General features: G+C 59.7%; 13 protein-coding genes. 6 read left to right on the top strand and 7 right to left on the bottom strand.

The features are described 5' to 3' along the window. Positions 1-22 precede the first annotated feature (22 nt). A complete protein-coding gene (locus JNN07_26275) occupies positions 23-493 on the bottom strand; it encodes an Hsp20/alpha crystallin family protein (GenBank protein ID MBL9171267.1) in 471 nt (156 codons plus the stop codon). Between JNN07_26275 and JNN07_26270 the strand changes: the two genes are divergently transcribed. Then, a complete protein-coding gene (locus tag JNN07_26270; protein MBL9171266.1) occupies positions 483-659 on the top strand; it encodes a hypothetical protein in 177 nt (58 codons plus the stop codon). The two genes, JNN07_26275 and JNN07_26270, sit on opposite strands and share 11 nt — an antisense overlap. Positions 660-828: 169 nt before the next feature. On the opposite strand, the gene JNN07_26265 is transcribed toward JNN07_26270, so the two are convergent. The 5 genes from JNN07_26265 to JNN07_26245 form a co-directional block, all read right to left on the bottom strand. Continuing rightward, complete coding sequence (locus JNN07_26265) at positions 829-1,254, bottom strand: hypothetical protein (GenBank protein ID MBL9171265.1); 426 nt, start codon at positions 1,252-1,254, stop codon at positions 829-831. Between the two features lie 2 nt (positions 1,255-1,256). Continuing rightward, positions 1,257-1,568 carry a hypothetical protein gene (locus tag JNN07_26260; protein MBL9171264.1) on the bottom strand — a complete coding sequence of 104 codons (312 nt, stop codon included), beginning with the start codon at positions 1,566-1,568 and terminating at the stop codon, positions 1,257-1,259. Between the two features lie 39 nt (positions 1,569-1,607). Further along, a complete protein-coding gene (locus JNN07_26255; GenBank protein MBL9171263.1) occupies positions 1,608-2,207 on the bottom strand; it encodes an RNA polymerase sigma factor in 600 nt (199 codons plus the stop codon). 50 nt (positions 2,208-2,257) lie between these two features. Then, positions 2,258-2,749: a hypothetical protein gene (locus JNN07_26250; protein ID MBL9171262.1), complete on the bottom strand. Its 492-nt coding sequence runs from the start codon at positions 2,747-2,749 to the stop codon at positions 2,258-2,260. A gap of 174 nt (positions 2,750-2,923) precedes the next feature. Then, positions 2,924-3,181, bottom strand: coding sequence for a hypothetical protein (locus JNN07_26245; GenBank protein MBL9171261.1), 258 nt, complete (start codon positions 3,179-3,181; stop codon positions 2,924-2,926). A gap of 173 nt (positions 3,182-3,354) precedes the next feature. Between JNN07_26245 and JNN07_26240 the strand changes: the two genes are divergently transcribed. The 5 genes from JNN07_26240 (at position 3,355) to JNN07_26220 (ending at position 14,030) form a co-directional block, all read left to right on the top strand. Then, positions 3,355-5,631, top strand: coding sequence for a YfhO family protein (locus JNN07_26240; protein MBL9171260.1), 2,277 nt, complete (start codon positions 3,355-3,357; stop codon positions 5,629-5,631). A 564-nt stretch (positions 5,632-6,195) separates the two neighbouring features. Next, positions 6,196-6,540: a prepilin-type N-terminal cleavage/methylation domain-containing protein gene (locus tag JNN07_26235; GenBank protein ID MBL9171259.1), complete on the top strand. Its 345-nt coding sequence runs from the start codon at positions 6,196-6,198 to the stop codon at positions 6,538-6,540. Positions 6,541-6,910: 370 nt separating this feature from the next. Further along, a complete protein-coding gene (locus tag JNN07_26230) occupies positions 6,911-7,288 on the top strand; it encodes a type II secretion system protein (protein MBL9171258.1) in 378 nt (125 codons plus the stop codon). 142 nt (positions 7,289-7,430) lie between these two features. After that, entirely contained in the window at positions 7,431-12,524 is a 5,094-nt protein-coding gene (locus JNN07_26225; GenBank protein ID MBL9171257.1) for a S8 family serine peptidase, read from the top strand. 69 nt (positions 12,525-12,593) lie between these two features. Beyond that, positions 12,594-14,030, top strand: a complete 1,437-nt coding sequence (locus JNN07_26220; protein MBL9171256.1) for a sulfatase — start codon at positions 12,594-12,596, stop codon at positions 14,028-14,030. A gap of 30 nt (positions 14,031-14,060) precedes the next feature. Here the strand turns inward: JNN07_26220 and JNN07_26215 are convergent, their stop codons facing one another. After that, on the bottom strand, positions 14,061-20,381 hold the full coding sequence (locus JNN07_26215; protein ID MBL9171255.1) for a lamin tail domain-containing protein: 6,321 nt from the start codon (positions 20,379-20,381) through the stop codon (positions 14,061-14,063). Between the last annotated feature and the right edge of the window lie 92 nt (positions 20,382-20,473).

The raw sequence follows: 20,473 nt of genomic DNA, 5'->3' as shown, positions 1-20,473 counted from the left end.
TCACGGCAGCGAGCTGCGGCTCTTAGTTGATCTTTACCTCGACTTGCTTCGGTTTGGCGCGTTCGCTCTTGCCAACCTTGACTACCAGGACACCGTCCTTGAACTCCGCGTTCACTTTGGACTCATCGGCATTCTCGGGTAGGCTGAAACTTCGGGTGAAGTTGCCATACACGCGTTCCACGCGATGGTACCTTTTCCCATTCTCTTCCTTCTCGAATTTGCGTTCACCGCTGATGGTAAGAACACCGTCCTGAACTTTCACTGAGAGATCGGTTTTGTTGATCTCGGGGACCTCTGCTTTGATGGTGTACTCCTTGTCATCCTCGGCGATGTCCACCAGGGGTGTCCAGGCGCTCACGGTTAGTTTTTCATCGGTTGTGCCCGCTGCGGGCTGGCGGGTGGTCGCAGAGCCAAAGACCGAGCCTAAGCGGTTCTGCAGCTCTTCCATTTCTTTCCACGGGTTCCACTGGCTGCCATATCGCGTGACTAACATAATCGTTTCCTTTCTTTTGCTTCTGCCGCCTCTGTTTGAGCTGGCGCGAGTGCGGCTGGCCGCACCAGGTGGCGCTTTGCTGGTTCATCGCGCCGGACAGCTCACTATCTACATCTTTGGTGCCAACGAGTCGGGGGCCTTCGGATTCATGCCTCGATTGCCTTGAATCCTCATTTTCAATGGCTTGTGGAAATAGCCGCGGGAAGGTAGGTGAGTCTTGTTCCACGAGGTGTGACAACCTGCCGTGTCAACCTGTCTCGCCGTGCCTCGTTCGGCAGGAGCCGTGGTTCGGGAAGGAGGATCTTACTTGCTCTTGGTCGGGGGCGACGAGGAGTTCAGGGGCTCGCGACCGCATTGGTCTCGGCCTTCGTGCTGCTTCGTTCTTTGCGGTAGCGGCGGGATCGTTCCTCAAACTGGCGGCGCTGGCTGGAGGTCAGCTCTTGAACGACGGCTCCGCGGAGCCGTTTAAATTCATCTTGGACCTCGGGACCCACCAGATCCCACAGAACGCGGGTGCGATCCTGGCTTTCGCTGATGTGAGCCTCGATCTTTTGTCGCTGTTCCTCGGTGAGCTGTAGATCTTGGGTGAACCGCCGCAGGGCCTCGATGCGGCGCTCATTGGGCAAGGGAAAGGACTGGGCGGAGGTTGATTGAGGGGAGCTCGAGGTCGATTTGACATGACGTGGGAACAGCACCCCGGCAAAGAAGCCGGTGCAGAAAATCACCATCGTCGCTACGATGACTTTCCAGTTCGTGATCATGGTCAATCCTCGACGTTGTCTGACAGGTCGATGGCGTCGACGACCGCCAGTTCGAGGTCGTCCGAGCTGCTGGAGGATGCATCCCAAGCTTGCGTATCTTGCCAATTCCAGAGAGCAATTCCCGAGAGCAGGATGAGGCAGGGAACCGTTCCGCGCCACAACCCGACTGCCCACACCAACCAGGGATCGGTCGGGGTAGGACTGGTTGCCAGACGAGCCATGATACGCTTTTCGAAGGCGTAAGGGACAGCGCTCGAGGGGGGATTGCCCCTAGCCACCTTAAGCAGTCTGCGTTGTAAACGGTCCAGTTTCATATCCAATATACAGTTCAGATGCGAGTAGAAGCCACCGGGTTACAAGTATTTCGTCTGCGCCACTCGCTTGAGGCACTTTCGCATCTCGGCTCGAGCTCGAAAAGCGCGTACTTTTACCAACGGGACTGACCACCCCGTTAACGTGGCGATCTCCTTCACCGATCGTTCCTCAATCTCGAGCAGCGTGATGACCAAGCGGGAGGGGGGAGATAGTTGCTCTAATAGCTTCTCCACTAATAGCTTGGCAGCATTTGCGTCGTCCGTGTCGCTCTCGGAGCCGGCCGCGAACCGTTCGAGCCAATCCTCCTCCTCATGGCTGATGTCGGTCAGGTTGTCCTCCCGGTTTCTTTGGTGGCCGCGCAGGAAGTCGTAGCAGGTGTGCACGGCCAGCCTCATCAACCAGTGTTCGAAGGGGGCGTCTCCGCGCCACGAGGAGAGTTTATGAAATGCTTTCGACCAGATCTCCTGCACGATGTCCTCGATCTCGCTCTCCCGTCGCGCGTAGCGTCGGGCGGTTCCGAAGAGCCTTGGGGAATAGCGGACCACCAGCGGTTCAAAGCTGGCGACCTTCCCCTCCAGAACCTCGCGGATCAGGTCCGCATCGGTCCGGTCATTGCTGACGCTCTCGGTGACGTTCAAGCGGTCGTTCGTTCCGATGGATGGGTTCAGCCTGAACCCGGTTTCCACGGCTATTTCTTGTCCGGAGACGGTGACGAATTGGTCCCGGCATCGGGCTTCGGTTTTCGAGGTGTTTGGAATCCGCGAGCCACCTCTTCCAGTCGTCGTAGCTGTTTTTCCTCCTCGGCTGTCAGGGCGCGTTCCTTCTTACGCTTTCGGAGCCCATCCAGGCGCTTCTCCAGGCGCTGGCGGATCTCCAGGCGGCGTTGCTCTCGTTCCGCCGGAGTCAGCGCGCCTTTGAGAGGTAACACCTTCCGTTCTCGCAGCGCTTTCAACCGGGCTTCCCGCTCCTCGGGGCCCATCTTGAGAAGTTGGTCGTGAGTGGGAGCTTCAGCCAAGGAGCGAGCGGGCGCCAGGACTGTAAGAGTCGACGGTGCCGGCGGTGGAGGGGGAGGCGTTGGTGGAGCCTCGGCGAGCGTGGCTGCGGACACGACCATCGGTGCCCCCAGGCAAAGCGAGAGTCCGGCGGCTTGGCAGAGTTTTCGACGATGGAACCGAAACATAAGAATTTCTGGATTCGTGAGAACCATCATTTGGTTCCCACCCAAGGGCAAGACGAATCCCGGTCGACCCAGGTTACGGTCGCCTCGTGCGGATCGGTGCGCCGGGGTTGCCTGAGCGTTCTGCTCTTGGGAACCAAGGAATGAAGTGTCCGGGGAATTCCGCGGTTCGGTGGGCTAACCTACAGGACGAGTCCTCAGCACCTGTTCCATTCGCTGGGAGAACTGCTGCAAAGAGGAGGTGATTTTAGCAGGTTGATCGTTGAGCGTGGTTACCATCTTGTTCACCAATTCTGGTTTCATGCGCATCAGTTCCGTGGCCGCAGAAATCAACGACAAGGCATTGTTGATATCGTGGCGCGCATTGGACAGCTGTTTTAAGAGGTCCGCAATTTCTTGCGGACTCAACGTCACTGGCTCGGATGGTAGACCCATGCGGTTTTATGAACGCAGAAACCGTACCGTCCTCCCAGATTTCGGGTGATTCTCCTTGGCCTCGAGCAAGTGGTTGGAGGGGGAGGAGAAGGTGATGGTTGGCACAGGAAGTGTTTCTGTCCGAGGTCGTGTGTACCGATCCTGTACAATCTCCCGAGCAACGAGATGGCTGGTTGACACCCTTTCGATTCGGGTTGTTTCTGGTGGCCCTGCTGACTCTGGCCTTTTTCGACCTGATTTCGGGTGGAAGAAGCCTTTGGTATTCAGATTTCAGCGCCATGGGGTTGCCGGTGGTGCATCATCACCGTGCCTCGGTCTGGGCGGGGGAACTGCCGCTCTGGAATCCCTACAGCAATTGCGGCGCTCCTTTTTTGGCTCAATGGGGAACGATGGTGCTGTATCCGTTTTCCCTCTTCTATGTTTTGTTCCCGTTGCCATGGTCGCTGAACTTCTTCTCGATTGGGCATTTGCTACTCGGTGGAATGGGCATGTTTTACCTGGTCCGCGCTTGGACTGGCCGTCCTTTGGCCGCCGGAATTGCGGGTGTCGCTTTCGTTTTTAATGGGATCTCCATGTCCTGTCTGGTCTGGCCCAACTATGTCGTGGCGTTGACCTGGACGCCGTGGTTGGCGCGCTGGCTGAGGGCGGCTTGGTTGCAGGGGGGGCGGCCGATCCTGTATTCGATCCTCGCCGCGGCTTGCCAGCTGTTGGCAGGAGCCCCTGAGCTGACGCTGTTGACCTGGTTCGCGCTGGGTACTCTTTGGCTTTCGGACGTTGTGGCTGGCGAAACCACCTGGGTCCGGTCAGGAGCCCGCGTCCTGAGTGTGGTGGGAGTGGCCGCGTTGCTTTGCGCGGCACAGCTCATTCCGTTTGGAGAGCTGTTGGCACAGTCGCATCGGATGGGCGCCTTTCGTCCCAAGGAATGGGCCATTCCAAGTACGGGTTGGGCTAATCTTGTTCTTCCCGTTTTTCGTTATGGCCCCCCGAGTGACCAGATTCCGCAGCTCCAGGTGGGGCAGGGTTTTTTGATCTCCTATTATCTTGGACTGGGACCTTTGTTGCTGTCGGTGCTGGCGTTGCTTCGCCCACAGCGCTTGGCCGTGGTCGGTCTGTGGATCCTGTCGGTGCTTTGTCTGCTCTTGGCGATGGGCGATCATTTCGTCCTGCACCCGGCGGTCGGACGCTGGATTCCGGCGATCTACACGGCTCAGTTCCCGGTGAAGTTCACGCTGATCTTGGCCTTCAGTCTGCCTTTCCTCGCCGGATTAGGGGCGGCACAACTTCTGGACACGTTCAGGTTGCGGGTGATGGTTGTTTGGGGGGTGCTCTTGGTCGGTGCGCTGATGGTGATCGCGGCCTGGGGAGCCGAGTCTGCCGATGGCCTCCAGCAATACCCGTGGATTTGGTCCAATGCCTGGGCTCGTTTGGCTTGCTTCTTAGTGGTGGTGGTCGGGTTAGCTCGGCTGTCCAGCCCGGACTCCAAACCATACGGGGTCGTCGTGTGTGTGCTCGTCGGAATGGCGGTCATGTTCGACGGTACTTCACACAATCAGACTCTGATTCCCAGGATGAATGCCTCGGCCTTCTCGCCGGGGCTCTGGGCGCAACAGAATACCAACGCCTCGGTTCGATTGGGCCAGGCGAGGGCATTTCTGTCGCCGCAGGCTGAGCAGTCCTTGGTTTCCCGAACTGTACAAGGCGTGGAGAACCGAATCTTCAGCCGTCACCTCGCCCTGTGGTCGCACTTCAACCTCCTGGAGGGGATTCCCAAGGTCAACGGGTCCTCGGCGTTGCCGATGCGTGGACAAAAGGAGATCGAGCGTCAGATCTACCGTTTTCGCAATCCAGAGTTGCAGGGGGTGCTCGATTTTCTAGGAGTCACCTGGTTCACTCCGGGGGTGGACCCGACGCACTGGGAACCTCGGCCTGGAGCGCATGGGTGGTTGCAGGTGGGGGCGCATCCTAAGTTCGACGAGAAAACCAATCTTTTGCAGCGAGTTTTTTCGAAGTCCTTCAACTCGGCACGCGAGGTTTGGTTGTCCTCGGAGTACTCCCAGGGATTCACTGGACGAAACGGCTCAGGTCGCATCGTGGAGCAGCAGGTCGGGATTCATCGATTGGAGGCGACCTTGGAGATGGCCGCCGACGGGGTTCTCACCGTCGCTCAAAGCTATTCACCTCATTGGAGGGCTTGGGTGAATGGGGTGGAGGTTCCGTTGGTGTCGGCGAATGGAGCATTTCAGGCAGTCCCGGTTCCCCGCGGACTGAGCCGAGTGGAAATCCGATACGTCGATTCGGGGTTTCAGTTAGGTCTAGCACTTTCCCTGCTCACAGCCCTGGGACTAACGTGGGCATTGTTGCGTTGGCCGACCCGGCGGCGGGGCGAGGTGGTCCTGACGGCTGAGCCGTTCGACGATCCCGCAGTCTCCGACCTTCCCAAAGCCGCCTAGCACAAACACCCCGACTCCGAGTCGAGGTGTTTGTGCTAGAATGCACTGCGTGCGGGAAGACTGACCGCTCTTGCGATTCAAAGGGTTCGGAAATGACTTTCAGGGAGATTTCCAGAGAAAGCTAAGACGGAAGGTTTAGTCACGGATTTCTCGGATGACTCGGATGTAAGAGAAGAAGGGAGTTTCACTTCCGGTCCCTTCAGGATTCCCAATCCGTCGGTTCTCACTGGTTGAGTGCTCCTCCGCGTTCTCCGCGCCTCTGCGAGAAAAGATCCCTCCCCTGACTCGGAAGGACTGCCGGAATCTCTCGCGGAGGCCGTCGGAATGAGTCTTCGCAACTTTTCCCCACGCTCGTTGTTGAACTCCGGTGTGGGCTTGCTGGGTCGCGTGGCGAGACGTAGGGGGGGGGCGGTCAGGTGCCCGCTCCCGCGGTCTAACTAAGTGCGAGAAAAGATATTGGCGAGTTGGGGGGGACAATGCGATAGTCTCTGCATTGCAACCGAGTCCAGCTCCGCTGCGTCGGCACCGCGAGACTGACGACCTTTTGAATCTGACTATATGAAACTGAATTCACGGCGGGGATTTACCCTGGTGGAAATTATGATCGTGGTGGCCATCATCGGCGTCCTGGCTGCCATCGCAATTCCTAATCTAGTTAAGGCGCGGAAGGATGCCCAGCGAGCTGCGTGCATTCAAAATCTGCACACGATCGAAGGAGCGAAAGAGGTTTGGGCGCTGGAGAAGAAAGGGGGCCCGACGGACTCGCCGAGCGACGCCGACCTAGTCGGGGCCGACAAGACTCTGAAGAACAAGCCGAAGTGCCCGGCCGGTGGCACCTACACCTATGGCAATATGGATACGCGCCCCGCGTGCTCCATCGCTGATCACATACTTTCCGACGGAAACTAGTCGGCTGAAGACCTTCATTCCCTTTCAGCCGTAGGCGATTCTTCAGGTGCCTGGCGGCTCCACCCGTGCGTTTTCGCGACGCACGGGTTTTTTTATGGGTTGGACGGGGGTGAGGGGGCTGTCTCTGAGACAACTTCCCCTGAGAGTGTCCTGATGTCGTACACCAGGCGGGAGGCTTTGAGATGAAAGAGTTGATATTCGGGCCAAATTGCTGGGGTTTCTGAGAAGAACGGCTGGTGGCATGGCCGCTGCTTAATGGATGGAAGTGCTGTGGTTCGTAGAAGGCAATGTGTGAAGTGAACCGCTCTTATTTAAACCGCCTTCTGCTGAGTTCACACCATGGTGCTAGAGAAAAGCGAAGAGAGAGACTATGAAATCCATTAAGAACAGCAATCGTCGTTCGGGCTTCACCCTGGTAGAAATTATGATCGTCGTCGCGATCATCGGCATGCTTGCCGCCATCGCGATTCCCAACTTCGTGAAAGCTCGTAAGGCGAGCCAAGCGAGCGCCTGCATCAACAACATGCGCCAGATTCAAGGTGCCAAGGCCACCTGGGCTTTGGAGAACAAGAAGCAGGGCACCGACACCCCGGCTGATACCGACATCTTTGGCGCGGCTGCGTATATCAAAGCGGCGCCGACGTGCCCCGCTGGTAACACTGCTTATGTGCTCGGCACGGTTGACGCGAAGCAGGCTTGCCCGAATATCGCCACTGAGGCGCTCCATACCCTCGGCGACAGCTACTAAGATTAGCTAGCAGATGTCGCCTCGGAGGCGACTTAGATACGGTTTCCAACGAGCCCGGGGCGAACTTCGCTCCGGGCTCTTTCTGCTTTGGCTATTGCGGTCGCGACTTGTCGAACTCCAGATCCGCGCTTAACGTGACTTCGTGCACGTCGTTTTAAGCCCCGTCCGCCAGCCCAGTTTCTGGGCGATGGTTGTCCTGTTCTGGAACATCAGCCTCTCGATCTCGGCTGCTCAGGAGAAGCAAATCCGCTTGCGCCAGCAGGTGATCCGTACCCAGCCTGCGACTCCGGCCGCTCGAATCGCTCCTCAGGCCGAGGATCTTGTCTCGGGTCTCTATCTGCTTCAGTTGGAGGGCCGGCTGGACCAAGGCTCCCGTGACATTTTGGTGGGAATGGGTATCGAGTTGCTCACGTATGTTCCCGACGACGCGTTTATCGTGCGCCTTCGCGAAGCGTCCCTCTCGGCGATCCGAGCTCTTCCCGCCGTTCGTTGGCTGGGGGAGTATCGCTTGGACTACAAGCTTCACCCGGCTTTGGCGCGGTGGCGCAAAGAGGGCGTGGCGGGACTGGACCGGCGGGTCAACATCCTGCTCTCTCCCCGCACGGGCCTTTTGGAGCGCGGGCTCCTACAACGGCGGTTGAGCCGGTTGGAACACTCCAGCGAGACTCGGTTCGGTGGGTTGATGCGAGGTAGGATCCAAGTGGGGCAGCTCTTGGAGTTGCTCAGCTCCCCCTGGGTGCTCTGGGTTGAGCCCGCCCCGACTCCTAAGCTCGTCGACGAAATTGCGGCCAAGATTGTGGCCGGGGATGGCGGGAGTGGGCGCCTTTACACACAAGAACTCGGATTCGACGGCTCCGGGGTGACCGTGGCGGTGGCGGACAGCGGGCTGGACACCGGCATTATCGAGGAAATGCACCCGGACATCGCCGGCCGGGTTACCGCCCTGTTCTACTATGGAGCCCTCACGGACGCTTCGGACGGACACAGTCATGGCACTCATGTCACTGGTATCGTGGCTGGTAACGCCTCCACCGGGGAACAGGACGAGAACGGCTTTCTTTACGGGCTCGGAGTGGCTCCCGGATCCAAGATCGTAGCCCAGCGACTCTTTGACGATTTCGGGGGATACGAGGCTCCGCCCAGCTACGAAACCCTGACTCGTGATGCGGTACGAGCGGGTGCGGATATCGGGAGCAACAGCTGGGGGGACGACACTCAGGGTGCCTACGACATTAGCGCCGCGGAGTTTGATGCCTTGGTGCGGGATGCCGATGCCCTGACGCCGGGAGACCAGGAATACATTCTGGAGTTCTCCGCGGGGAACGCCGGTCCCGGGGCTCGGACCATCGGAAGTCCCGCCGTAGGAAAGAACGTGATCGCCACCGGAGCTTCCCAGAACGATCGGCTCGACCTTTTCATCTATGGCGACGGCATTGACGCGATGGCTGATTTTTCGAGCCGGGGACCCTGTGAGGACGGGCGCATCAAGCCGGATGTCGTGGCGCCGGGGACCTGGATAGCTTCGATGAAATCGCGAGTGGCGCCGGAGGACAATGCCTGGGCCTCGATCTCCGAGGACTACATTTACCAAGGGGGAACCAGCCAGGCGGGACCCCAGGTTTCAGGGGCGGCGGCGGTCTACGTGCAGTACCATAAGTCCCTTTATGGCAAGAAGCCCTCACCGGCCATGGTCAAGGCGGTGCTCATCAACTCGGCCATCGATATGGATGATGACTTTGGAACAAGCTCGATCCCGAATCAGGACGAAGGCTGGGGGCGGGTGGATCTGACGCGCGTTATCGGAGCCGAGCCCAGGCGATACGACCTGACGGATCAGACGGTTCGGCTCAGCAGTGGGCAGATGTTCGAGAAGCGGGTGATCATCACCTCACAGGATCGGGAGGAACTCAAGGTTACCTTGGCCTACACGGACGTTCCGGGGTTTCCAGGAGCGATTCCCGCGTTGGTGAACGACCTGGATCTGGAAGTGGTGGGTCCAGACGGCACGGTTTATCGAGGAAATCAATTTGCTGGCGGGGAATCGGTCGCCAATCCCCTGAGGTCGGATCGGTTGAACAATGTGGAGGGCGTTCATCTCCGCCTGCCGCAGGAAGGCGAGTACCTCATTCGAATCCGGGCATTCAACGTCGTTCAGGATGCGATCGTGAGCACGCCGTTGATCGATCAGGACTTTGCACTGGTGGTCTCGGGCGGTCTTCCCGTTCCCAGCACCGCCGCGATTCTTATGGATCGCCCCAGCTACACTTCGCCTTCCCTCATCAGGCTCGCGGTGCTGGACCCTGAGTTCGCAGGCCAGCAGACCTTGACAGTCACCGTGAAGAGCACGACCGAGTCCGTGCCTGAATCTGTCCTGCTCCGGCTTTCAGGATCTTCGCTGTTGTTCACCGGGAGCATTGCCACCGTGACCGGCCCCGCCGTTCCGGATGGCCGACTCCAGATCGCTCACAACGATGTGATTGAGATTGTGCACCGGGCGGAGGACGGCCAGGAGTTGAAACGGATCGCTCGTGGCGATCTGGTGGCTCCCATCATCGGTTCGGTCGCCACCACCAATGAGTTTGGAAATACCGTGGTTTCGTGGCTCACGGACGAGCCTTCGAGCTCCATCGTCCGCTATGGGCTGTCCGGGCTTTCCGCTGCCGTTACCAATGAAGTTGCAGTCACCAACCACTCCGTGATTCTGGCGGGGTTGGTCCCTCGGCGATCCTATGTGTTTGAAGTCGTGGCGCGGGATGAAGCAGGCAACCACTCGACGAACAACAACGGCGGCGCGCTGTTTACCTTCACATCGGCGCCGAACAAGACTCTGCTGCTCGTGGATGCATATGAGCCGGATCAGCTCTTTGACACGGATTTTATTCCGCTGACGTCTTATACTTCAGTCCTGGATGCTTTGGGTGTGAGTTACGACGTCTGGGATCGGAGCGCGAGACCCGAGATCAAGTTGGAGAACTTGGAGACTTATCGGGTCGTGATCTGGCGTATCAATGACATGGACTTTTTTGCGGGTATCACGCCCGGGGAAGTCGCCGCCCTCGATCAGTTTCAGGAGACGGGCGGGTCTTTTTTCATGGCGAGCATGGAAGGCCTGAGCCGTTTTTCGAATCCCACTTTCCAAAGCCAGATCGCCCACGTGGCCTCGTTTGAGGCCGACCTGGAAGCTCCAGGGGCTCTCGGCAGTTCCGGCGATCCGGTCAGCGATGGCTTGGAGTTGTCCCTCGACTACTCCAATTACGCTGCATTCGCGGAGTTGACTGAAATGGCGGATCTATCGGACCACCTCACCGCTGGCGACGAAGCGGTGCCCATCCTTACGGACGCTGTGAGTGGTGAGCCCATTGGCCTGCGCTTCCCGCGCTTTCCGGCTGGCGTTCGCCGAGGCCGAAGTGTGTATCTGGCTTTCCCATTGGATGCGATACGCATGAATGGCCCATCGCCCAACAACCGGACGGAGTTTATGCGGCGGGCGTTGGCTTTTCTGGCTCCGGGGGCAGACGGGACGCCTACCATCACCTTGGACAATGGTCGGTACACCTTGAGTAGCCGCATGTCGATCGAGCTAGGGAACTCGGAGCTGGCTGAGCGGGGCTCGATCGAAGTCAGGGCGTGGAGCGACACGACACCGGAAGGGGTGCGCGTGACCCTCACTGAGAGCCCGAAGCTAGGGGTCTTTCGTGGAAGCTTGATCTTGGTCAACCCCACGGTTGGCCAGGGTGTTGGACGATTGGTGGCCGCTGAGGGCGATGATATCTGGGTGCAGTTTGTGGGCCCCACGCCGGGCCAAACCATTACCGCATCAGCTCGCATCGACACCATTGCTCCGAACATCACCGATGGCCCTGACATTGAGGCTGATTATGAGGGGGCGACTGTTTCGTGGACCACTTCCGAGGCGGCGGACTCACTCATCGAGTTCGGTGAGACCAGGAGGCTCGGCCGGACCGCCTTTCGAGGTTCCTTGGATGTCGAACATGAGCTGAGCTTCCAAGGCTTGGATCCGGACCGGCTTTACTATTACAAAATCACGAGCCGAGACCAGGCGGGGAATGCCATCGAGGACGACAACGGAGGCCAGCTTTACACGTTTCGCACCTTAGCGCCCCGCGGGCTGCCCTGGCGCGATAATTTGGACAGTGGCGGTGATGACTGGACGGTGGTTGACTCGGAATTCACGATCGGCACCTGGCAGCTGGGCGTGCCGCGCAACGGGATGGAAACCGCCGCGCATTCTCCACCCAACGCCTGGGCCAGCAATCTGAACGGAGGAGTCCAAGATCTGGCCGAGAGCTTCCTGGTCAGTCCAGCGGTCAGTCTAGCAGGAGGCAATCGGGCGGTGCTGAAATTTTGGCACAGTTACGACTTTTTGCAGAAAAGCGAGTTGGACATCATCATCGGTGGCGAGGTGCTTCTGATCACCAACAACGCGCTGACGCCCATCGTGCTGCTCAGCTTGGGAGACGAGCGCTCCAACTGGCTGGAAGAAGAGATCGATCTGACGCCCTATCTGGGACGCGTGGCCTCGGTTGTGTTTCATTTCGTGACCTTCTCACTTGAAAACGAGCGACGGGCCGGATGGCTCATCGACGATGTGTCGATCGTAGTGGATACGGTGCCGACCGCATCCGTCGAGGTGACGAACAATCTGGCGCAGTCCCGTTTCGTCATCAGCGGTCCCGCCAGTCGAAGCGGCGCCGGGACGCATTTCCTGGATAACAATTTGCCGGCCGGAGAGTACCGAATCGTTTTCAATCCGGTTCCGTTCTACCACACTCCTCCTCCACAGACCAACACCGTGGCCTTGGGGGAGAAGCTGGTCTTCTCGGGCCTCTATGCCTTTGAGGATGCGAATGCTAACCGGATCTCTGACGACTGGGAAAAGGCCTACTTCGGCCAGGTCGCTGCCAGCCATCCGGGTGACCGGGATTCAGACCAGGATGGACAGACCGACCTAGGTGAGTTTCTGGCCGGCACGAATCCTAACTCCGACGAGTCGGTGTTGCGGATCGCTGCGCCGCTGCTGCAGCCCGGCGGTGCCGTGGTGTTGAGTTGGAGCTCTTCCGCCGGGCGCATCTATCGAGTGGTGCAGAGTTCAGACTTCCTGGCTTGGGAGCCGGTGACCGGGTGGATCTCGGCCCGAAGCGCCAGCCTCTCCCAAGTTCTTCCGCCCGATGACCAGGGGCGTGTGCGGTTCTTTCGAGTGGAAGTTCTGCCCTGAGCGCTATCCCGAGAACGATCATCAACTTCCAGCTTGGCAGAGACCTGGGGAACGTGGGTAGGCTCGGGCATGTTCTCTCACTTCTATCGGGGCTGGCTGGCTTCGTTACTCGCTTTTGGCATGATCCTGGGCGGGGAGCGGTTCGCGTCGGCGGCACCTGTCCGCCCTCCCAATGTCGTGATAGTGTTTTGCGACGATCTGGGATGGGGAGATTTGGGGTGCTACGGAGCCCGGGGTATTCGCACCCCGCGCCTGGATCGATTGGCCCGGGAGGGAACTCGCTTCACGAGCTTTTATGTCGCTCAGCCAGTATGCTCCGCCTCGCGAGCCGCGCTCCTGACTGGATGTTATCCGAATCGACTCGGAATTCATGGAGCGCTGTCTCCCAACAGTCGCATTGGACTGAACACCAATGAATGGACGATCGCGCGGCTACTCAAAGCGCGCGGTTATGCCACCGGCATGATGGGCAAGTGGCATCTCGGCCGGCCTGAATCGCTTCTTCCCCTTCGGCACGGCTTCGACGAGTACTTCGGGCTTCCATACTCAAATGACATGTGGCCGCGTCACCCGACGGCCAAGACCGGGACTTATCCCCCTTTGCCCCTGATCGACGGGGATCGCGTGGTTGAAACGATGCCGGATCAAAGGGAACTGACTCGACGCTACACGGAGAGGGCCGTGTCCTTTATTGAGCGGCACGCAGAGAGCCCCTTCTTTTTATATTTGGCGCATTCGATGCCCCACGTTCCGCTTCATGCGAGTGCGGGATTCGCGGGCAAGTCGCCGGCCGGCCTGTATGGAGATGTCATTGAGGAGATCGATTGGTCGGTCGGGCAGGTGCTCGACACTTTGTCGCGACTTGGGCTCGAGCAGAACACCCTGGTGGTGTTCACCTCCGACAACGGCCCCTGGCATTTCTACGGGAACCACGCAGGTAGCGCCGGGCCATTTCGGGAAGGAAAGGCCTCGACGTTCGAGGGCGGGGTCCGAGTGCCGTGTCTGGTGAAATGGCCCGGACACGTGCCGGCGGGCCGAGTCAGCCACACCCCTTGGATGACCATCGACCTGCTTCCCACGATAGCCCAGATCACTGGGGCGCCCTTGCCTCCACTGCCAATTGACGGACGCAGTGTCTGGCCGGTGCTTCGGGGTGCGCCCGGAGCTCGTTCGCCCCAGGATGCGTATTACTTCTACTACAACAGCGGGGAGCTCCAGGCGATGCGGAGCGGTCGATGGAAGCTTCATTTTCCACACAAAGCCATTGTTCTGAACGGCAAACCTGGCGGCCTTGATGGGCGGCCTGCGGCCACGGTGGAGTTGCCTGTAGGGCAGGAGTTGTATGACTTGGATCGCGATCCAGGAGAGACTCGCGACCTGGCGGCCACTCACCGCCGGACCATCCGCCGTTTGCAGCGGTTGGCTGAGGCTGCCCGGGTCGAATTGGGGGACACAGCCACGAAGCAACCCGGAATTGGCAGACGGGCTCCGGGTCGAGTGGAGTGATCTCGGACCGCGGTGGGATGCCCGAACTCCTTAAGGCTGTCGTGGTGTCGTTAGCCGATAGAAGCGGTTGGTGCTAAACCCCGGGTCATCGATGGTCACCATCCGATCGGTCGCCTGGGCCGGAATATCCTGCCATTTCAGCCATTTACCCTCGGCCAACCTATCGTTGAGGTGGAGGCTGTAGGTGCGGTTCGAGCGGGCCTGGAACGACACGGAGGCGCCTCCCAGTGAAGAACATGCCTCGATCCTTAAATAGCTCAGGGCATCCGTTGGATTCGTCCCAGCGATGAATTCCTCCAGATTGGTCAATCGATCGCCGTCGGTGTCCGCGCCCGCAGGTGCTCCGGTGGCGGATCCAAAGAAGCGGGTTTCCCATTCGTCCGACAGCCCGTCCTTGTCGGTATCGGCCACGTAGGTGAGCAGCGCATTGGTCGAGGTTAAGCCCGTGCTCCTGGCCTGATTGGTGACGTGAATGGAATACGACGACCAGGGAGGTGCGGCGTTGCTGCCGGACACTGTGAAGTACGCGGTGTGCTGCGACAGCACCTGAAATCCCCCGGGGAAGGCGGTCGGAACGTTGACATTGTTGCGACGGAGCCGGTAACCGATGGGCAGAGTGGCGGTGTTGGTGATGCTTACACTCAACGTGATGCTGGATCCCGCGACGACGGTCTGACTTAACGGCTGCTGGATGATCAGTGGATCCACCAACAGGCTGAGCAGGGCGGTATCGCTGGTCACGGTCAGCACTTGGTCTGAAACGCGGACGCTATACTGAGCGGCGTCGGCGCCCTGCACGTTGGGCAGGCTTAGTGTGGAATTCGTCGAGCCCGGGAGGCTCGTGCCATTCTTGCGCCATTGGTAGGTGATCGGCTGCGGGCTGTATGCCAGCACGCGCAGGACGACGTTACTCCCGGGACGCACGGCCAGGCTTTGCGGCTGCGATAAGATGCTGGGAGGCAGCTCAACGCTGATCACTGACTCCGAACTGACTGCGCTCCCTCCCTCGTTGTAGGCGATCACATCGTAGTTCCCGGCCTGCGCCCGCTGGAGTGAGTTCAAGTGCAGCGTTTGGTTGGTTGCGCCCGGGATCGGGGTTCCCTTGTGACGCCAAACGTACTGGGCGGCCGGGGTGGCAGTGGCCAGTGCTTCCAGGCGGACGTCGCTCCCAGCCACCACGGTCTGACTGAGCGGATTCAGTCGGAACTTTGGGGCTTCGATTCCGCTCGTCGTGAGGGCCCGTCCCGGAGAGGGGGCGGCGCCCACCCAAGAAGTTGGGTCATTTCCGAAGCTCGTCTCGCCTCGGCGCTGGAGGGAGAGACCCGTGCCTCGGGTTGTGTTGGGCCATGGATTCTCGGATCGATAGTCCACCCTATCTACATCGATCCGCACCAAGCGACCATCGGCCAGACGGTCCGGAGCCTGGAGGATTACAGTGTCCGCCGCATTGTCGAGCCTGCCCAGATAGGGCCCTAGCAGCCGGGTTGTGGCGCCCACGTTGAGTCCCGCGCGAAACGCGTCGCTTTCCCTCAGGTTGGATGGATCAAAACCGACCACGATGAGGTGCTCGCCCGCTGCCAGCAGCAGGTTCGTGGGGAACTCGAAGCTAACTCCGCCGCTAAGCCGCCAGGGCAGGGTGGGGGTGCCGGGATTGAAGAGTAGCACGCTTGATGTCGAGGAGTTCTGTATCTCCAAGAACTCATCCGAGGCGGGCGCCTGCGCATTATCGGCGGGCGGCTGGACGTAAAGTTCGCTGAGGATCAGGGGGCCAAGCCGCGGTCCGCTGTTTTCTGTTCCCAGGCTGATCTCGGTCTGTGGAACAAGACGTTCTACCCCGGTGCTGGTGACATGACGTCCCAGGCTCGTGGTGTTGTAGGTCGCGCCGAATCGAAAGCCGTGCAGATATCCGGTGAGTTCTCCGGTTGCGTCAGCGCTCACCAGCCAGACTTCATCGCCATCGGCCGAGAGGGCGAAGCCATTGGCTCCGATTCCAAAGTCGGCTTCGGAGAAGACGAGGTAGCCTCCGGGCGCAATCCGGGTGTTGAAGGGAATGCGGAACTTTTTGGGTGTTTTTAAATCGTCGCTCAGCCACCAGCCTCCGATGTCTGCCTGGGTTGAGGTGGGATTCCGTAGTTCGATGCGGTCGGTCCATGGCGGCGTTTCTGTTCGACTCAGGACCTCGTTAACCCACACGCCGGGCGGCCTGGACGGCGTCGGATTGCTGAGCCCTGGTGAGCCGGATATCGAAGCGCTGATCTGCCATTGATCCCGTGTTCCCCAGGAGTCGGGCTCCGCCAGTTCGTCAATGATGACGAGGGAGAATCCGAGTCCATCGGAGAGGGGGTGCCAGTCGGGTTGGTAGGCGAAGTCCAAAATTTCCTCGCCGGTGGCATCGACGAGTTGCAGGCGCTCACCGCCATTGTCCAGAGAACCTTCGTATTGGCCGGCGATGTTGGGTCGCGGGCCATAGTGCGACGTGAACCTGGCTCTATCCTTGACCACCAGGACAGTCTGGCCCGCCCCGAGGTCCGCCACGGCCGACGTCGAGAAATCGAACCTCACGCCGTTGATGAGACGGATGCCCCGCAAACTTAAGGTGGTGTCCACGGACGTGTTTTTGAATTCGAGATAATCCAGCGTGTCGCTGGCGTCAGCGCCGCTCGTTTCCGCCGGCGCGTGATACATCAATTCGGTGATCCGTAGAAACCTTTGGGCCTCGCTGGGATTCGTAGCCGTGGTGATTTCGTGGCGAATAGCCCCCAGATCGTCGACCAAGCGGACGACTTCTCCTCGGGCGGAGAGCTGACCTTGATAAGGTCCCACGACCAGGTTGCGCTCGCCCCCCTTGGGGGACTGACTGCGGCGCCGAAAAGCCAGGTTGTCTGCTGCGACATAGAGACGTTGTTCTGAACCCACCACGGTGCCTGGCTTGAATTCAAACTGGACTCCGCCGCTCAGGCGCCAACCCGACAGGTCCACCGCGTAGGGCGTGGGATTGGTCAGACACACGTACTCCTCAGCCTGGTTGCCACTCGTGGGATTGACCTCCCAACTCGCGATTTCAATTTGAACATTGGGAGGCTGTGGAGGGGGAATAACTCCGTTGATCCCTGCCGGTGTGTTCTCCGAAGAGTAAATCCGGTAGAGTTCGTTGCGTCGGGACTGAATGTTCGACTTCAAGGCGCGGACCTCGTTCGAGACGCCGTTTCCAAGGTGGGGATAGGCTGGAGCGAACCAGGCATCCACCCGATTCTCGAGGCGCCCCACCGGCCCCAGAAACTCATCCATGACCGAACGCAAGCGGCGGAGGATCAGTGGGCGGGTCCGCCGATCGTTGAACAGCGCCTCCCAGACCCAGTTCCACTGATCCGGGTTTAGCCATCGGTGGGCGATATCGCCATGGAATGGATGTACCTCATGGTTAAAGTCCCCGCCGGTTCCCCAGGTGAGGTCCATGTCCCATGGGAAAATCTCCCATTCTCCGGTGCCGTTGGTATCCCGATAGAAATAGAAGTTCTTGCGGACCGCATCGATGTTTCGGGTGACCGCGCGAACCGCGAAGTAGTTGATAAAACTGGGTAGGTTGAAGTTATCGAACATGAAGGCGGCCCGGCCCTCAATGTTGTTGGTCGCGCGGACGGCAGTGGAAATGGCTTGGAGATCGCTACGGTCCTCAAAGAGTCGCGTCTTCTTTTCGACGCCGTCGGTCACGTCGTTGAATCCGGGGGTGAGTTCGGCTCTTTGCACGAACTTGTAAAGTGCCCCGTCGCGATCGTAGCCCCTCCTGGCCAAGAAGCGCTCGTCGACCTGCTCCACATAGAGGGCGACGCGGTCGGCAGTGTTGTTGGCGCGCATCAGGATCGGAAAACTGTTTCCGGCGCTGCTGCCGGCGGCGCGATGCAGTTCGTAGGAGAAAGGGATGCGCATGTAGCTAGGGTCTCCTCCATTACTGTTCAGATTGGCCTCTTCCACGCGTCCGACTTCCTCGTTGATGCGCACATGCTGTCCTGAGTTGAAGTCAAACTTTTGGGACCCAATAGAGGTGAATCCACCGCGCTCGCGAACAAAGATATTGTCGAAGTATTCCCCGTTGAACCAAACCGCGCCCCGGCTCCCGGTCCGGTTGCGAGCATTGCCAGTGCTTTGGGCGAACCACTCCCAAACGGGCAGGGCGCTGGTCACGCCCGGGTTGGCCACGACGGTGCCAAGGTATTCCGGGGAGTTCTCTGGATCCTCAAAGAGCGGCCAGCGGGAGTTGCGGCCAGCCGCGTCGGTGGCGGTGACCAGGAACCGAACTAGTTGACCGGGCTTGGAGGCATCGGCCGGAATCACGGCCCCGTAAAGACCGTCCCCAGCCCCCCCGTCGGCATGCTTGCCATCATCAAGCATGCGCAGTGTGTTCGTTGCTCCATACATGATCCGGTAGCGCAGGTTGACTTCCTGCACCGCACTGAAAGCGGGAGTCACCCGCGCCGTTACGGTGATGTCTTCCGAATCGCTGGGACGGAGCGGCGGAGCCGGAGAGAAGGCGATCTCGCTCAGAATGGGACCGAGGTCTTGCGAACCCTGGCTATTCGGTTGGCCCGGCGTCGGCCGCCTGAAGTAACGAGGCGTGGTGGTGAAGTCACCCACATAGGTCGCTTCCAGTTCAGCGAGCATCAAGAAATCGCGGTTGCTGGCCTCGAGGTTCAGGCCGTGGATGGCTAGAATGTTGGTTCCCTCCTGCAAGAATCCGCGGGCCGCCGTGACGTTAAACTCCTCGAACTTGATCGCCTGGTCGTTTGGGTGCCGCTCGGAGGCTTTCGAATCCCAGCTGACTTCGGGCGGCGCGTGCGCGCCGGTTATCTCCTGTCCGTTGAGGTAAGCGACGAACCCATCGTCGTACTTCATCCGCAACCGGAGCAGTCCGATCGAACTCAGGTTGGACACGACAAAGGGGAGCCGCAGCCAGGCTGACGCCTCCACGCCATGCATGAGGTTTCCGATGTCGGTCGCGATCAGCGATGCATACGACGCGTTGGGCAGGAAGACCCCGTTCGTGCCCGTTCGATAAAACCCGATGATTTCCGCAGCGGATAGAGCACGCTCCAGCACGAAGACCTCGTCGACCTGGCCGGGAAAGAACTCCGCCGCGCTGTCGTTGGTGCCCCCGGCGCCAACACGCAGCGGTCCAGACGTGTTGGGGGTGAAGGTCGTGGCGATGGTTCCGGCGGTTGCTCCATTGACGTAAAAGCGCATCGAGGTGCCATCGAATGTTCCCACCAGCAAGGTCCAACTGTTGAGGCTGACGGCTGGCCCGTTCAGGGCAGTCCAGGCTCCCTGACCCCCGTTCCCGGTGAGGAATGACCAACGCTGGTTCGCTCCGGCCTGAAAGGCGTAGCCCTGCTTGGAGGGATCGGCCCGCGACGAGAGGGGAGAGCGAACCCGCGTGGAGGTCTCGGTCAGTCGGACCCAGCATCCGACAGTGAACAGCTGCGGATTGAGCTCGGGCATGTAGGCCACCTCAATGCGATCATCGATCCCGTCGAAGCCTGCCGCGCCATTCGAGCTCTCCAAGCCGGCGTAAGTCGGGGGGCGAGGACCAGGGAGGTTGAGCTGGGCTCCATTGATGGCAACGCCGGCCGCGCGGGAGCCCAGACTTCCTTGGTTCCCAGTCAGAGTTGTCCCCGATTCGCCGAAAGCCAGATAGAGCAGCGGCCCGCCCGCCAGCACACGATCTGGAAACGCTCCAGCTGCGTACTCCGGCGCTGGTGTCTCGAATCCGATTCCGTTGGTTGCGGACGCCCAGCTGGAATCATCAAATCCAGGCAACGTCCAGCTTTGGCCGCCGGTGCTGCTGGAGGGAATGTGTAGCCTTCCTGGCGAACGGGGGGAGACCAAGAGCTGGGTGGATAACTCCGCTGCCGGCCCGAATGAGATATCCGTAAACTGCCGTGGGAAGGCGGGCGAGTATTCCGTGGCCTTGGTCACACCGTCCGGCTCAACGAGTGCCAAATACTCTCCATCCGACGATAGCTTGAAATTCGTGTGCAATGTTCCACCGGGAGCTCGTCGATCCTTGGCGGACGCAAAGACGATGAGGTAACTTTTGGCCGGTAGATTGGTTGACGGGAATGCCCACTTCAACGGCGCCCCCGAATTGTCTGTCAGCCCCCAGCCTGCCAGGTTGACCGCGGCCTCCGTCTGGTTGTGGATTTCGATCCAATCCTCGAAGTCGCCGTCCTCATCCGGGAGAGTGGAGCTGTTTCCGGCCATGAACTCGGAAAGCACGAGTTGGCTGGCTGCGAACGCAGTCGACGGTACGAGGCATGCCAGTAGGGTGAGTAGAGCGAGATTGTGGCGCGTGTTCATGAAAATACGGAACCCACTGCCGACTATATGTCTGAATGGAGCCTCGTGGCAATGGCGACGTGGGTTGGTTCGGACCGTACCTCCGCGCCTGG

It is taken from the genome of Verrucomicrobiales bacterium (assembly GCA_016793885.1).
GTDB lineage: Bacteria > Verrucomicrobiota > Verrucomicrobiia > Limisphaerales > UBA11320 > UBA11320.
Note: the sequence above shows the minus strand (reverse complement) of the source record. Positions and strands in the feature narration are given on the sequence as shown.

Coding starts and splice junctions, on each gene's coding strand:
- JNN07_26275 (MBL9171267.1), bottom strand. CDS start 493: ATGTTAGTCACGCGATATGGCAGCCAGTGGAACCCGTGGAAAGAAATG.
- JNN07_26265 (MBL9171265.1), bottom strand. CDS start 1,254: ATGATCACGAACTGGAAAGTCATCGTAGCGACGATGGTGATTTTCTGC.
- JNN07_26260 (MBL9171264.1), bottom strand. CDS start 1,568: ATGAAACTGGACCGTTTACAACGCAGACTGCTTAAGGTGGCTAGGGGC.
- JNN07_26250 (MBL9171262.1), bottom strand. CDS start 2,749: ATGTTTCGGTTCCATCGTCGAAAACTCTGCCAAGCCGCCGGACTCTCG.
- JNN07_26245 (MBL9171261.1), bottom strand. CDS start 3,181: ATGGGTCTACCATCCGAGCCAGTGACGTTGAGTCCGCAAGAAATTGCG.
- JNN07_26230 (MBL9171258.1), top strand. CDS start 6,911: ATGAAATCCATTAAGAACAGCAATCGTCGTTCGGGCTTCACCCTGGTA.
- JNN07_26220 (MBL9171256.1), top strand. CDS start 12,594: ATGTTCTCTCACTTCTATCGGGGCTGGCTGGCTTCGTTACTCGCTTTT.
- JNN07_26215 (MBL9171255.1), bottom strand. CDS start 20,381: ATGAACACGCGCCACAATCTCGCTCTACTCACCCTACTGGCATGCCTC.